Here is a 14841-nt window from a genome sequence, read left to right as displayed (position 1 = left end):
CTGACCGCCCTGGTCCTGGCCTGGGTCATCTCCGTCGCCTGGACCCTGCTCACCGCCGGACGGTCGCGGCACACGAGGGGATTCGGCGGCGCCGTCGAGACCCTCACCGCCGGACTGCCCCAGTACTGGGTGGGGACCCTGCTGCTCATCGTCTTCGCCGTCACCCTCGGCTGGTTCCCCGTCATCGGCGGGACCGGGATCGCGGCGACGGTCCTTCCGGCACTGGCGTTGGCGATCCCGCTCGCCGGGTTCATCGGGCAGGCCACCCGGACCGAATTCGAACGCGCCGCAGGGCAACCGTTCGTCCTGACGGCACGCACCAGGGGCATGGGTGACGGTGCGGTGCGCGCCCGGCACATCCTGCGCCACGCACTGATCCCCGGCATCACCCTGTCCGGCTGGGCCGTCGGCAGCCTCATCTCCGGTGCGGTGCTGGTCGAGCAGGTCTTCGCGCGCCCCGGTCTCGGCGCCCTCCTCGTCCGGTCCGTCCAGAACAAGGACTTCGACCTCGTCATCGGGATCGTCATCCTCATCACCGCGTTCTACGTCGTCATCAACCTCATCATCGACGTCGTGTACATCGTCGTCGATCCCCGACTCAGAAAGGAGGACTGATGAGCACCGCCACGACAACAGCACCCACGGCCGAAAAGCGACCCACCCGGCCCACCCGGCGGAGAAGCGGCCGCGTCCGGGTCCCCGTGTCCGTCATCCTCGCGGCCGTGGTCGCCGCCCTCATCCTCGTCGCCGCCGTCCTCCCGTCCGTCATCGCGACGCACTCACCCACCGCGGTCGACCTCGGGAACACCCTCGCCGGCCCGTCCGGTGACCACTGGCTCGGGACGGACAGCATCGGCCGCGACCTGTACAGCCGGATCGTCCACGGGACACGCACCTCCCTGCTCATCGGACTCGGCGCGATCCTCCTGTCCCTGGTGCTCGCCCTGGTCCTCGGCTTCCTCTCCTCACTCGGGCCCCGGTGGATCGCCGGCCCGGTGGACCGGATCCTCGAGATCCTCCTCGCCTTCCCGGTGCTCCTGCTCTCCCTCCTGTTCGTCGCGCTCCTCGGCCCCTCCGCCCAGAGCCTCGTCATCGCCGTCGGCGTCGGCTCGGCACCCGGGTACGCCCGCCTGGTCAGGGCACAGGGCCTCAGCGTGAAGAACTCCGGCTACACCGAAGCGGCCCTGGCCCTGGGGCACACCCGGTGGACGATCTTCCGCCGGCACATCTTCCCCAACGCCTTCCGCCCCCTCGTCGCACTCGTCGCGCTCGGAATCGGGCAGAGCGTCGTCTGGGCGTCCGGACTCTCCTTCCTGGGCCTCGGGGTCGCACCACCGTCACCGGAGTGGGGCGCCCTGCTCAACTCCGGCAAGGGCGACATCACCGCCGCATGGTGGCTCGAAGTCATGCCCGGACTCGCCATCGCCCTCACCGCCCTGGTGTTCACCCACCTCGGCCGCTACATCCAGGACCGATCGGAAGGACTCACCCGATGACCACCGGCACCCCGGCACCACTGCTCAGCGTGGAGAACCTCAACGTCTCCTTCCCCGGCCCCGACGGCCCCCGCCACATCGTCAAGGACGTCAGCTTCACCCTGCGGCGCGGCCGCTGCACCGCCCTCGTCGGCGAATCCGGCTCCGGAAAATCCGTGACGTCCCGCTCCCTGGTGGGTCTCCCCGGCGAGGGGGCGACGGTCACCGCCGACCGCCTCGACTTCGACGGCGAGGGCCTGCTCGACCGGCCGGACCGGTGGTGGCGCGGCGTGCGCGGCAGCCGCATCGGATTCATCCTGCAGGACGCCCTCGTCTCACTCGACCCGCTCCGGCCGGTGGGCCGGGAGATCAGCGAGACCCTCGCACTCCACGGACTCGGCGGCCCACACAACCGGCACCGGCGGCGGGAACTCACCGAGGAGCTGCTCGACCGGGTCGGCGTCCCCGAACCCCCGCTGCGGGCCCGGCAACGCCCCGGGGAACTGTCGGGCGGACTACGGCAACGCGCGCTCATCGCCTCCGCCATCGCACTGAACCCGGACCTCGTCATCGCCGACGAACCCACCACCGCCCTCGACGTCACCGTCCAGGCCCAGGTCCTCTCGGTGCTGGAGACCATGATCGCCGACGGGACCTCCGTCATCCTCGTCAGCCACGACCTCGCCGTCGTCGCCCAGCTCGCCGACGACATCCTCGTGATGCAGGGTGGCCGCATCGTCGAATCCGGCCCCGCCGACGACCTGCTCCACAACCCGCAGCACCCCTACACCCGGCAGCTCATCGACGCGGTCCCCAGCGAACACACCCGCGGCACGCGCCTGTCACACACCACACCCCCCGACCGGACCGCCGCCGCACTGTTCCCCCCGCACCCGTCGGGACAGTCGGCGCAGGACGGGGCCACCGGCCCCCTCCTCGAGGTCCGTGACGTGTCCAAGTCCTACCGGGGGCCCGACCGTCGCCGGCGGAAGGTCGTCGACGGCATCTCGTTCACCCTGGCCCGGGGCGAGACACTCGGCATCGTCGGCGAATCAGGGTCCGGCAAGAGCACGGTCGCCCGCATCGCCCTGTCCCTCGTCACCCCCGACGACGGCGATGTCCGGTTCGACGGCGGTGACTGGAGCACGGCGTCCGGCCGGGAACAACGCCGCATCAGACGGCGCATCGCCGTCGTCTACCAGGACCCGCTGAGCTCCTTCGACCCGCGCTGGACCGTCTCCCGGATCCTGCGGGACGCCGTCGCCCTGGGCGACCCCGGGAACGCCGACCGGCCACAGGACCGCGTGGTGGAACTGCTCGAAATGGTCGGCCTGTCCCCGAACGTCGCCGGAACCCTGCCTGTGCGGCTCTCCGGCGGCCAACGGCAACGCGTCGCCATCGCCCGGGCGTTGGCCACCAACCCGGAGGTCGTCGTCCTCGACGAAGCGGTCTCCGCCCTGGACGTCTCAGTCCAGGCCCAGATCCTCGACCTGCTGTCCGACCTGCAGAAGCAGCTCAACGTCAGCTACCTCTTCATCTCGCACGACCTCGGCGTGATCCACCACATGAGCGACCGCGTCCTGGTCATGCAGGGCGGAAAAGTCGTCGAACAGGGCACCGCGGACGAGGTCTTCCTCTCGCCGCGGGAGCCGTACACCCGCAGGCTGCTGGACTCGCTCCCGCGACTGCAGCACGCCTGACCACCCACACGAACCACTGACCTGAACAGGAGTTTCCCGACCATGACCACCTCAACCACATCCGCCACCGACACCACCTCCACCTCAACGCGGGACGCCGTCGAATCAGCGAAGACAGCCATCGCCGACGTCGCGGACACCATCCGACACGAGGCCGTCGACCGCGAACTCAACAACCTCAGCCCGGAACCCCGCGTCCGCGAACTCGCCGCAGCCGGCCTCGGCCGACTGCGCGTCCCCACCGAATTCGGCGGCCTCGGAGCCGACGTCACCGACCTCGCTGAAGTCCTGGTCAACCTCGCCGCCGCGGACTCCAACTTCGTCCAGCTCCTGCGTGGACACCTCGGCTTCGTCGAATTCCTCATCGACCTCGAAACAGGCCACGTCCGGGACACGTTGCTGACCGCGATCGGACACGGCGAACTCGTCGGCCCCGCAGCCTCGGTCCCCGCCGCCGGACAGCCCGGGGGCCCAGTTGCCGACAGAATCATCGACCACTCCACCACCCTCACCGAGCAGGGCGGAAAGACCCTGCTCAACGGCACGAAATACTACACCACCGGAAGCCTGTACTCTGACTGGATCAGCGTGGTCGTCGTCGATGAAAACGGGGCGAAGGAGGTTGTCGTCCGCATTGACGATCCCGGTGTGACCGCCGTCGACGACTGGGGCGGATTCGGGCAGCGGTTCACCGCCAGCGGCACCACCGTATTCGATGATGTGGAGGTCCGGGACGGTTACGCTATCCCGCGTACCGAGCCGGCCATTGACACCTACCTCGGGGCGTTCTACCAGTTCGTCCACTCCGCAACCCAGGCCGGCATCATCAGGCGGGTCGCCGAGGACCTCAGCGACGTCGTCTGCCAGCGCCACCGTACCTACCCCCTCGCCACCGTCCCGGAACCACGGCACGATCCTCAGGTCCTCGAGGTTGTCGGCGAAGTCGACACTGCCCGGTTCGCTGCCGCAGCCGCGGTCGAAGCACTGGCCCGCAGCTTCGACGCCTACAACGCCAGCCACTTACAGGATGACCTTGACGCCGTGAATATCCGTTCCGCTCAGGTTCAGGTAATCAACACCCGCCTGGCAGGAGAAGCTACATGGAACTTGTTCAACGCCGCCAGCGCCTCGGCAACCAGCGTTGACCTAGCTCTTGACCGGCACTGGCGGAACGTGCGGACCATCTCGTCGCACAACCCGGTGATCTACAAGGCGCGGGCTGTCGGTGACCACGTGGTCAACGGCACACTGCCGGACGTCCACCACGGTTTCGGTGCGATTAACAGGCAAAACTAGGACACTGTCAAGCCCCGGGTTCTGTAGAGGGTCGTCTATCTGTTGATCAGGCCGCGACGGCATACTCGTTGATGAGGAGTCTGAACCGGTGGCACATAGCCGATCTGGCCTGCAACGACGCCCTGGAGAAGTCACCGTGCGTCGAGCCTCGTCCGGTGTTGACACGGACTGACTCGATCTGGCGCCGGAGCATGGATTTTCACATGCACCGGGCACGACTCCGGCCGTCGGGTCATCGCCGTTGACGCCCAAGACCGTCTGCGGTGCCCGTGACCACGCCGACCCGGGATTCACAATCCACCGCCGGCGCACCTGTTGGCAGCCCTGTGCCACGCTACCGGCACTGTGCGGCGGGGGCGGCCGGTTCAGTTGGTGAGGAACGGCGTGGCGGCGGCCGGCCGTGCGCCGTCATTCTCGTGGTTCTTCACCGGAACGCCGAGCTTGAGCAGCTCCGGGACGACGCCCTCGCCGACGTGGTAAGCCTCCTCCAGGTGCGGGTAGCCGGAGAGGACGAAGTGGGTCAGCCCGATCTCCCGGTAGTCGGCGATGGCCTGGGCCACCTGTCGGTAGGAACCGACCAGTGCGGTCCCGGCCCCACCGCGGACCAGGCCGACCCCGGCCCAGAGTCCGGGGGCGATCTCCAGGGACCTGGCGTCCCCGCCCTTGACGAAAGCACCGCCGTGCCCGTGCAACTCGCTCATCCGCCGCTGACCCTCTGACTGGGAGCGGGCGAGACCCTTCTGGATCCGGTCCACCTCCTCCGGGTCAAGCTGGTCGTAGAGACGCTGCGCCTCCGCCCACGCCTCCTCCTCGGTTTCCCGGGTGATGACGTGGAGCCGGATGCCGTAGTCCAGACTCCGGTCGTTCTTCGCCGCCTCCCCGCGGACACGGTCAAGCTTCTCCGCGACCGCTTCGGTGGTCTCCCCCCAGGTCAGATAGACATCGGCGCGCCGAGCGGCGACTTCGATGCCGAGTTGCGACGATCCGCCGAAGAACACCGGCGGAGCCTGCTCAGGAACTTCCTTGAGGACCGCGTTCTCGATCTTCAGGTGGTCGCCGGTGAAAGTCACCGGTTCGCTGCTGGTCCAGAGCCGGTTGATGACCTGGAGCGCCTCATCGGCCTGGAGATAGCGGTCGGTCTTGGTCGAGTAGTCGGCGAAGGCCCGTTGCTCATGGTCCTCTCCCCCCACGACCACATTGATGAACAGGCGGTTGCCGGAGAACTTCTGGAATGCCGCCCCCTGTTGGGCGATGATGGTCGGGCTGACCTGTCCGGGGCGGATAGCGACGAGGAACTTCAGGCGGCTGGTCCGGGACAGGAGGGCGGAGGTGGTGACCCAGGCGTCCTCGCACCACAGGCCGGTGGGGGTCAGGACCGCCTCGAAGCCGTTCTCCTCGGCGGCGAGGGCTATCTGGGTGAGGTAGTTGAGGTCGCCGGAGCGACTGCCGAAGTGGAAGCCGGAGCCGTGGCCTCCGGCTGTGATGTTCCGTGAGTCCCCGTAGGTGGGGAGGAACCAGTGCAGGGAAACAGGTGCCGTATCAGTCATACATATGAGTAGACACTGATATTTATCTCCGACGCAATAGTTTTCAACGCTGAGAATATTAGTGTGTGGAGCTCCGGTGCGTCGCCCCGCCCGCTGGCGTCCCTCCGCCGGCCACCAGGGCGCCCACCGGACCGGACGTCACCTTCCGCCCGCGTTCCGCTTGTCCAGGACACGGGCGGTCCGGTCGCCGATGAGCTGCACGATCTGGACTATCACCACCATGACGATGACGGCGAGGATCAGGACGCTGGTCTCGTAACGGTAGTAGCCGTAGCGGATGGCGAAGTCCCCGATCCCGCCACCGCCGACCATTCCGGCCATGGCGGACAGGGACACGAACCCGACCACCATGATCGTGACCGAGGAGGCGATCCCGGAGCGGGACTCACGCAGCAGGACGGAGGAGACGATACGGAACCAGCCACCGCCCAGTGATTCGACCGCTTCGATCACGCCACGGGGCACCTCCCGGAGGTTCTGCTCGACCAGCCTGGCGAAATACGGCACGAGGTGGACGACGAGGGGGACCGTGACGGCGACGGTCCCCAGGCTCGTCCCCACGACGAACTTCGCGACGGGGAAGAGCACGATCATCAGGACGAGGAACGGGAAGGACCGGATGACGTTCACCACGGTGCCGACGCCCCGGTAGATGTGCGGGTGGGGTCGCAGGCCCTCCGGGCTCCAGGAGTAGAGCAGGATCCCGAGGACGCTGCCGAGGACGATCGTCACCGGGATGCTGAACAGCAGCATGATCCCGGTCTGGGCGAGAGCGAGCCAGAGATCGGGCAGGGCGATGCTGATCTCGTCACGGATGCTGTCGAGGGAGGTGGAGGTGTCCGAGAAACTGCCCTCGGCGGTGAGGAACGACCCGGTCGGCGTCCACCGGTCGGAAACGTCAGACATTGATCTCCACCTCATCCTTGACGAGGTAGGTGCCGATCTCCGTGCGGGGCACGTAGCCGCCGTCCCGGGGATCGAACCGTTCTACTATCCGGCCGGACTCCATGACCACGACGTTGTCGGCGATCGCCCGGACGACGTTCATCTCGTGGGTGACGAGGATGATGGTCACGTTGAGGTCCCGGTTGATCCGGGCGAGGTGGCTGAGGACCTCGGAGGTCGTCTTGGGGTCCACCGCTGACGTGGGTTCGTCGCACAGCAGGATACCGGGCCGGTTGGCCAGGGCCCGGGCGATCGACACCCGTTGCTTCTGACCTCCCGACAGGGCTGCCGGGTACTGCCCCGCCTTGTCGGGGAGGCCCACGATCTCCAGGGTCTCGGCGACGCGGTCCCGTCGTTGTGACCGGGGGACGCCCGAGATCCTGAGCGCGAGCTCGACGTTGCCCGCGACGGTGAGGTTGTTGAGGAGGTTGAAGTGCTGGAAGATCATGCCGATCCGGGAACGTCGGTGCAGCAGGTCCCGCCGGCCCAGGGTGGTGATGTCCTCCCCGTGAATGTGGACCGTCCCCGATGTCGGGCGTTCCAGCAGATTGATCGTGCGGACCAGGGTGGATTTCCCGGCCCCGGAGAAACCGACGATGCCCTGCACCGAACCGGCGGGGACATCGAGGTCGATGTCCCGCAGGGCGGTGAACTCACCGGACCGGCCGTGGTAGGTCTTGGTGACCCCCCGGAGCCGGACCGCGACCGGAGACGTTGCAGTGTCGCCCATCAGCTGTTCCATTCCGCGATATCGGCCTGCGGGTCACGGTCCCAGGGCAGGGGGACCCAGTCGCCGAAGAGATCGAGGTACTTCTGGCGGACGTTGTCCTGCTGGAACGCCTTCCGGAAATCCTGGGCCTCTTTGCCGTTGACCCGGTCGGCCCTGGTGGCGACCACGAGACTGTACGGCAGGTGCACCGCCTCCTCGGTCTCGAACTGGAGCGCGTCCTTCACCGGGTCGAGTCCCGCACGGAGTGCGTACCGGCCGAACAGGAAGGCGGCGTCCACATCCGGCAGGGTCTTGAGGAGGGTCTGCTGGTCGACCTCGATGAGCCGGAGATTTCGGGGGTTCTCCAGGATGTCCCGCTGGCTCGTCCGGATGACGTTGTTCGGTTTCAGCGTCAGCAGTCCGGCATCGGCGAGAAGCCTCAGCGTCCGGCCGTTGTTCGCGGGATCCTGGGGGATCGCTATCCGGGCACCCTCCGGGAGTTCGGCGATCGACCGGTACTTCTTCGAGTAGATTCCGCTGGGGGCTCCGAAACCGTAGAAGGCGGGCTGGATATCCGTCCCGCGTTCCTCGTTGAAGTTCTCCCGGTAGGCGTTGTTCTGGAAGAAGTTGAAGTCGTACTGCTTCTGCTCGACCGCGGTGTTCGGCAGGACGATGTCCGTGACGAGATCGACTTTCACGGTGTAGCCGTCCTTCTCCAGGTTCGTCTTCGCCTGGTCCAGTGGCTCGGAGAACGCCGGATCATCAGTCGCGATGACGCTGATGACGTTGTCCCCTTCGGAAGCCTCCTCTCCGGCAGACGAGGACGCCTCTTTGACGGCGCTGCAACCCGTCAATGTTGTCGCGCCGATGAGCACGAGTGCGGCGAGGCGGACAATGCCCCGGTTTCCGGTGGTCGGTGACATCTGTTCTGTCCCCTTTTGTTGTGTTATCTGTCTGACGGAAGCTTTCGGGGGTCAGATCGTAACACCGGTAAACCTGTGCACTAGACCGATCGGTGCACTATGAATCTAAAGGTTCTGCTCCGTCTGGGCGCAGGAGTACTTTACGGTGAATGGTAAAGAACAACATTCAATTCGGATACTGGTCTCCGACCATAGCCCGGGGGCTCGTGGCCAGCGGCGTCGACAATTCGACCGGATACGATCCGGACTACGTTGTGAGCACCGCGCAGCTCGCGGAGCGGCACGGCTTCAGTCATACCCTCAATGCCATCCGTCACCAGGGTGACCGTTCTGAGCCGATTGTGGCGTCCCAGTACATTCTCGGGGCGACGACCCGGCTGACCTCGATCGCCGCCGTGCACCCCGGGCTGATCCATCCCGGGGTTCTCGCCGAACTGGCGTCCTCCGCCTCACTCTTCTCCTCGGGACGGTTCGGGATCAATGTGGTTTCGGGCTGGCACCGGGACGAATTCGAGAACCTCGGGGAACCTTGGCTGGACCATGAGCAGCGCTATGCCCGTACCGGGGAGTTCATGGAGATCCTCCACCGACTGTTCGCCGGCGGCCCCGTGGACTTCGACGGTGAGTACTACACCCTGCACGGTGCCTCCGTCACACCGACCGCCCCGGTGGCACCGGCACTCTTCCAGGGGGGAAGCTCGGAGGCCGCCCACCGGGTCGCCGGTCAGCAGGCGGACTGGTACTTCACCAACGGTGGTACGCCGGAGGAGCTGTCCGCACGGATCGCGGAGGTCAGGGCAGAAGCCGGGAAAGCGGGCAGGCCCGCCCCTCCCGTCGGTGTGAACAGTTTCGTCATTCTCCGGGACACGGAGGAGCAGGCGCAGTCCGTCCTCAGGGAGATCATAGAGAAGTCCGACAGGGAACAGGTGGAGGACTTCTTCGCCCGTTCGCGGGAGGCGGGGGCCTCGTCGCCGGAGGGACGGGGGATGTGGGCGAATTCGAGTCGTGAAGATCTGATCCAGTTCAACGAAGGGTTCCGGACAAATCTCATCGGTACCGCAGAGCAGATCGCCGGGCGGATCGTGGATCTCAAGAATATCGGCGTCGACCTCATCCTGGTCGGCGCCCTCAATCTCCGGGAGGAACTGGTGGAGTTCGGTAGAAAGGTCATACCGCTCGTGCGGGAGATCGAAGCACGTGACACGGATTCGGAAAGGGCTCTGTCATGACCTCGACAACGGTGGAATCACTTCTCGGGAAAGCCGGGGACCTGGCTGCGCATTTCGCCGCCGGTGCCCCGGAACGGGAGAGGACACGGCGCTCACCGGTGGAGGAGTTCGATGAGATCCACCGCTCCGGGATTCTGGCGGCGACCGTCCCCACCGAATTCGGTGGTCCCGGTGGCGCTCCGTCGGTGGGTGCGGAGATCGTCCGCATCCTCTCGACGGCGGACGGGTCGATCGGGCAGGTCCCGCAGAACCACTTCGCCTTCGTCCGGTGGATCGGGGCGGCCGGTACCGCGGAACAGAAGGAACGCCTCTTCGCCGAGGTGCTCAACGGTGGCCACATCGCCAACGCGCAGGCGGAACGGCACGGTCGCACCGCAGCGGACACGGCGACCACCCTGACCTATCAGGGGGACGGTACCTGGCTGCTGCGGGGGACGAAGTACTACGCCACCGGATCCCCGTTCGCGACATACCTCGCGGTGACCGCGACGGTCGACGAGGACGCGGACGGCGTCACCCCCGGAGTCTGGGCGGCCTTCATTCCGAAGGCGTCCCCGGGAATCACGGTGGTCGACGACTGGGATGCCGTGGGCCAGCGGCTGACAGGGTCAGGCACCGTCACCCTGGACAATGTCGTGGTGACCACCGGCGATCTCATCTCGCGCGACCGGGTGTGGGCCGCCGGCGGCTATGGCGCGTACTCGCAGCTGCTGCACGTCGGTATCGACACGGGGATCGCCCGTGGCACGTTGACGACCGGGCTGGACATCGCCCGTCGCCTCGCCCGACCGTGGACCGACGCGGAGGTGGAGCGGGCTGTCGATGACCCACTGACACTGCAGAACGCCGGTGAGCTGGAGGTGGCCGTCTTCGGGGCGGAAGCGGCGTTCGCCTCGGCGGGCAGGGCCGTCGACGAGCTGTTGTCGGGAGAGCGCGACGACCGCGCCGAGGTGTCGCTCCATGTCGCGAAGGCGAAGATCATCGCCGATGCCGCCGTACTGACCGTCTCGACCCACGTCTTCGAACTGACCGGCACCCGGGCAACTGCACCCGACCTGCAGCTTGACCGGTTCTGGCGCAATGCCCGTACCCATACCCTCCACGACCCGGTCCGGTGGAAGAAGCAGCACATCGGGCGGTACGTGCTCCGGGGTCAGGAGCCCCCGCTGGGGTCCATCCTGTAGCGCAGGTTCCCCGGCCCGGGGCATCGGTCAGCCCTCCGTGCCCATGGATTCCCGGACGGTCCGGGTCAGGGCGGCGCCCGTGCGGGAACAGGTTCGCGGATCATCGGAGGAGCAGCTCAGAAGATGGACCAGGGTCCTGCGCGCCTCGTCGAGGCGGTGTATCCGGGCGTCGATGTCATCGAGGTGCTCCGAGATGATCCTGTGGCGTTCCACCGACGCCGGCGCATTCATGATCTCCCGGGTCGACTCTATGGTCATGTCCGCGTCCCGGTGCCAGAGCAGTGCATAGGCCAGTGAGCAGAGCTCATCGAAGTCATAGTGGCGCACCCGCCCTCTCCGTGCTGTCGGTTCGATGAGCCCCTGCTCCTCGTAGTAGCGCAGCGTCGGCACACTGACGCCGAAACCGCGTGCCACGTCACTGATCGAGTAGAGCGTCCGGTCCCCACGGTCCCGGGCCATGCTGATCCCTCCTCCGGTTCACGGTGCCTGCGTGCCTGCGGTAACGGTCGGGAAACTCAGGCTTGCGCTCAAGTCTACTTGAGCGGGCAGACTTGCAGCGTCCCGGTCAGCCTCAGAGAAGGGTCACCTTGGTGCCGTCCAGATCAGCCACCGCACTCATCGTCGGTTTCGTCCTCGTCAGTTTCAACACCCGCGCCCCGTTCGGTCAGGTGGGGCCACTGGCTCCCGTGGCGGATCTGAGTTCCACCGTGGTCACGCTGTTAGGGGTGATCCCGCCGTTGGCGATGGGGATCAGCGCACCGTTCGTGCCCCACCTGTTGCGGCGCCTGGGGGAGACGCGTCTGTTCCTGGTCGCCTCAGGCGTCGCCCTCGCCGGGGCGGTGGGCCGCCCCTTCGGGGTCACCGGTCTCATCACGGGCACCGCCGTCGTGTCCCTGGCGATCGGGGTGATCAACGTTCTGATCCCGGTCTACGTCGTGTCCCGTTTCCCCGGCAGACGCTCAGGCCCGGTATTCGGCGCCTACGCTCTGTCGATGGGGCTCGGCTCGGCCCTGGTGGCACTTGTGACTGTGCCTGTCGCCCACCTGACCGGTCACTGGGAAACGGCCGTCGCGGTAGTCGCACTTCCCGCTCTGTCGGCCCTGGTGGGGAGCCGGATGATGGACGACGGCGTCACTGCGGCGTCGTCGTCGGCAGAACCGGCCCGCGTCCCGTCGACAGGAGAATCCGCGGCGGCCCCCCGGGTCTCCCGCACCTGGCTGGCGTGGAGCCTCACCGCGTTCTTCGGGGTCCAGACCCTCCTGTTCTACGCCCTGATGGCCTGGCTACCGTCGATTCTGGTCTCCACCGGGCATAGCGTCGGCTCTGCCGGAATCGCCCAGACCGTCCTCATCATCGGCATCTCGCTGGGTGGGCTGCTGTCTCCCCTCATCGCCGCCAGGAGCAGGGACCAGAGCAGACTCGTCGCCGTGATCATCACCCTGTGCACCGTGGGCCTCGTGGGGCTGGCTCTCGCCCCCGGACTCGCCACCGCTCTATGGGTTCCGCTGGCAGGTGTCGGTCTGGGGGGCGGGCAGGCCGTGCCCGCGGTGCTGTACGCCCACCGGGGGAGAGACCACGCGCATACCGCTGCCCTGTCCTCCTTCGCCCAGTCCGTCGGATTCCTGGTCGCCGCCACCGGACCGGTGCTGCTCAACCTGGGGCACTCGGCGTTCGGCAACTGGTCGACGCCCCTGCTGATCCTGGCCACGGTGTGCATCGTGAATCTCAGTCTGAGCTGGCGTGCCGGAAAGCCCGAGAAGCTGACAGCGGCAGGCGGCGGTACCTGGCGTACCAGGTGGTCGTCGCTGCGGAAACCGATGCCCTGACCGGGGTCCGTCACCTCGGGATCAGCCGGTCAGAGCTGCTCCTGCTGCTCGTACCGCAGGTTGGACTCCTGCAGCGTATCGTCACCCAGCCCGATGCAGACCATGGACAGCGCCAGCAGCACCGCGGTGGTGATCCACACCGGGGCCCGGTGCCGCGGGGTCCGGGCCGGCGGCGGGGTGGGGGTGAGGGCCGCGGCGATGGCGGCGTCCTCCTCGGTGAGGTACCCGGCGAGCTCCCGGTTCCGCGCCTGCTCCTGCTCCCACGCGGCCACCGCCTTCCGGTCACGGCTGCGGCAGCGCAGCGGCTGCGCGCACGGCAGGACCATGGCCAGTCCGAAGAGCACCGTCCCGATCCCGGAGAACAGCGAATCGGAGAACATCAGCGCGCCGCCGAAAACGCCCAGGATGCCGAGGACCACACCTATCCACAACAGTGCGTTGCCCGTGGCCTGTGGTTTCTGCTCGATCCGGTCGGCGGCTGCGCGCGCGGCGGAGAGTGTGGCGTCTTTCGCGATGGCGGAGAGCTGGCTGCCGAAGGACGCCGGCTGCGGCTGGTGCTGCGGTGGCTGTGCCGGGGTCACCGGAGGCGTGGTCCGGTAGGGGTTCACGGGTCGTTGCTGCTCATCCATGGGTGCGGGGCTTTCCTGTCGGTGCGGTGTGGTCGGTGTCGATCACCGTACCGCCGGCACGGACGTGGACACCGCGACCGGGGGTGAAAGCCTGTCCGTGGTCAGGTGCCGGGACGCACCGGATCAGTTTCCACGCGGTGGGGGAGGACACTGGTCGGGGCGCCATGTCCGGCCCGGTATCGTCCAGCCGCGCTTCTTGATCTCCCGCTTGGCATCTCGGCGGTAGTGGCCCATGAGGTTGTCCGTGAACAGGTGTCCGTTCAGATGATCGACGGAGTGCTGCAAGCACCGTGCGAAGAACCCGAACCCCTCGACGATGACGGTGCCACCGCTGGTGTCGATGCCGGTGACCCTGGCCCAGTCTGCGCGGCCTCGGGGCAGGATGAGCTCGGGCATCGAGAGACACGTCTCACGGTCGGACACCTCATCCGGCATTGTCTGGGGGAGGGGCGAAGTCTCGATGGTGGGGTTGATGACGTAACCCCTGCGTCGGGGTCCGCCGTGGGCGGCAATCCTGTCGGCTGTCTTCCTCGCCCCGTGGGGGCCCTCAATGTCGGGGCAATGGTAGACGAACAGACTGAGCCCTATACCGACCTGGTTGGCGGTGAGGGAGGTGCCTTGCGGGATATGGTCAAGGGTTTCGTGGAGGTCATCTACCAGGCCCCTGACACTGCCAGGGTTCGTGACCGGTGTCGTCGGGGTTCGGAGGACGGTTTCTCCGCAGATATAGACAGGAAGAACAGGCACCTCCATCACCTTAGCGGCACGCGTGGCGGGATGCCGGCACGCTCCGTGACCTGGCGCGGGACGAGCCGGCCCCACCGGGGCCGACCCCCGCGCGGTGGGGAGGGGACCTGACCGCTCATCAACGGAGAACCGGCGACCGCCACACGTACGCGGGTCAACCGTTCCGACCTCAGAGTCCACGCAGTCACTTGCTGAGATCACGGACGACGTCCACGATCGCGTTGGCGGCAACTCGCCCCAGGACCCGTCGCAGGAGGTTGCAGCTTCCGCGTCGGGTCCGGCACGGTTCGGGACGTATCCGAGGGTCTCAGAGGCTGGTCCAGGACAGCGGGCCAGTCGACCGCGACCACCAGTCCAGCTGTCGGCTGTCCTACCGACGCTGCGCCAGGTGGGCACCGACGGTGCACAGCGTCAGGCTGATGAAACCGCCGACGCCGATGATGACGAATGCGAGTCCGGCGATCAGCTCCTCGACAGTCGAGGAGTTCACGTAGGCGAGGAAGCCGACGACGGCGCCGAGAATGACCATGATGGTGGACGCGATCGTGAGGCCGCGGAAAGGGGTCCGGGGGCGGACCGGAATGGCGGACGCGTCAGGGTAGCCGGGGATATGGGAAGGGATATGGGAAGG

General features: G+C 67.2%; 15 protein-coding genes. 7 read left to right on the top strand and 8 right to left on the bottom strand.

Going from position 1 to position 14841, the window contains the following annotated elements:
- From QZV72_RS02065 to QZV72_RS02050, 4 genes are all read left to right on the top strand, one after another.
- Window positions 1-615 (top strand): ABC transporter permease (locus QZV72_RS02065; RefSeq protein WP_297004617.1); only part of this gene is annotated, 615 nt, incomplete at its 5' end.
- On the top strand, window positions 615-1496 hold the full coding sequence (locus QZV72_RS02060) for an ABC transporter permease (RefSeq protein WP_297004616.1): 882 nt from the start codon (window positions 615-617) through the stop codon (window positions 1494-1496). The genes QZV72_RS02065 and QZV72_RS02060, both read left to right, overlap by 1 nt.
- Complete coding sequence (locus QZV72_RS02055; RefSeq protein ID WP_297004613.1) at window positions 1493-3175, top strand: ABC transporter ATP-binding protein; 1683 nt, start codon at window positions 1493-1495, stop codon at window positions 3173-3175. Before QZV72_RS02060 ends, QZV72_RS02055 begins: the two co-directional genes overlap by 4 nt.
- A 42-nt stretch (window positions 3176-3217) precedes the next feature.
- Entirely contained in the window at window positions 3218-4471 is a 1254-nt protein-coding gene (locus QZV72_RS02050; protein ID WP_297004610.1) for an acyl-CoA dehydrogenase family protein, read from the top strand.
- Window positions 4472-4836: 365 nt separating this feature from the next.
- Here the strand turns inward: QZV72_RS02050 and QZV72_RS02045 are convergent, their stop codons facing one another.
- The 4 genes from QZV72_RS02045 to QZV72_RS02030 form a co-directional block, all read right to left on the bottom strand.
- Window positions 4837-6018, bottom strand: coding sequence for an LLM class flavin-dependent oxidoreductase (locus tag QZV72_RS02045; protein WP_297004607.1), 1182 nt, complete (start codon window positions 6016-6018; stop codon window positions 4837-4839).
- A gap of 138 nt (window positions 6019-6156) precedes the next feature.
- A complete protein-coding gene (locus QZV72_RS02040) occupies window positions 6157-6924 on the bottom strand; it encodes a methionine ABC transporter permease (RefSeq protein ID WP_297004604.1) in 768 nt (255 codons plus the stop codon).
- Entirely contained in the window at window positions 6917-7693 is a 777-nt protein-coding gene (locus QZV72_RS02035) for a methionine ABC transporter ATP-binding protein (protein WP_297004601.1), read from the bottom strand. Before QZV72_RS02035 ends, QZV72_RS02040 begins: the two co-directional genes overlap by 8 nt.
- Complete coding sequence (locus QZV72_RS02030) at window positions 7693-8595, bottom strand: MetQ/NlpA family ABC transporter substrate-binding protein (RefSeq protein WP_297004599.1); 903 nt, start codon at window positions 8593-8595, stop codon at window positions 7693-7695. The genes QZV72_RS02035 and QZV72_RS02030 overlap by 1 nt, the downstream gene beginning before the upstream one ends.
- Before the next feature lie 149 nt (window positions 8596-8744).
- Between QZV72_RS02030 and sfnG the strand changes: the two genes are divergently transcribed.
- Window positions 8745-9824 (top strand): dimethylsulfone monooxygenase SfnG, encoded by a 1080-nt coding sequence (gene sfnG, locus QZV72_RS02025; RefSeq protein WP_297004596.1) that lies wholly within the window; start codon window positions 8745-8747, stop codon window positions 9822-9824.
- A complete protein-coding gene (locus QZV72_RS02020) occupies window positions 9821-11008 on the top strand; it encodes an acyl-CoA dehydrogenase family protein (protein WP_297004593.1) in 1188 nt (395 codons plus the stop codon). The genes sfnG and QZV72_RS02020 overlap by 4 nt, the downstream gene beginning before the upstream one ends.
- Window positions 11009-11035: 27 nt before the next feature.
- On the opposite strand, the gene QZV72_RS02015 is transcribed toward QZV72_RS02020, so the two are convergent.
- A complete protein-coding gene (locus QZV72_RS02015) occupies window positions 11036-11467 on the bottom strand; it encodes a MerR family transcriptional regulator (protein WP_297004591.1) in 432 nt (143 codons plus the stop codon).
- A 131-nt stretch (window positions 11468-11598) separates the two neighbouring features.
- On the opposite strand from QZV72_RS02015, the gene QZV72_RS02010 reads away from it, so the two are divergent.
- Complete coding sequence (locus QZV72_RS02010; protein WP_297004589.1) at window positions 11599-12834, top strand: CynX/NimT family MFS transporter; 1236 nt, start codon at window positions 11599-11601, stop codon at window positions 12832-12834.
- Between the two features lie 29 nt (window positions 12835-12863).
- Here the strand turns inward: QZV72_RS02010 and QZV72_RS02005 are convergent, their stop codons facing one another.
- The 3 genes from QZV72_RS02005 to QZV72_RS01995 all read right to left on the bottom strand — a co-directional run.
- Window positions 12864-13463, bottom strand: a complete 600-nt coding sequence (locus QZV72_RS02005) for a hypothetical protein (RefSeq protein WP_297004586.1) — start codon at window positions 13461-13463, stop codon at window positions 12864-12866.
- Window positions 13464-13586: 123 nt separating this feature from the next.
- The gene (locus QZV72_RS02000; protein WP_367119082.1) at window positions 13587-14216 is read right to left on the bottom strand and encodes a peptide deformylase; all 630 of its coding nucleotides are present in this window, start codon (window positions 14214-14216) and stop codon (window positions 13587-13589) included.
- A 364-nt stretch (window positions 14217-14580) separates the two neighbouring features.
- Window positions 14581-14841, bottom strand: a 261-nt coding sequence (locus tag QZV72_RS01995; RefSeq protein WP_297004580.1) for a hypothetical protein, incomplete at its 5' end; no start/stop codon positions are given.

It is taken from the genome of uncultured Corynebacterium sp. (assembly GCF_902782855.1).
Lineage (GTDB): Bacteria > Actinomycetota > Actinomycetes > Mycobacteriales > Mycobacteriaceae > Corynebacterium.
Note: the sequence above shows the minus strand (reverse complement) of the source record. Positions and strands in the feature narration are given on the sequence as shown.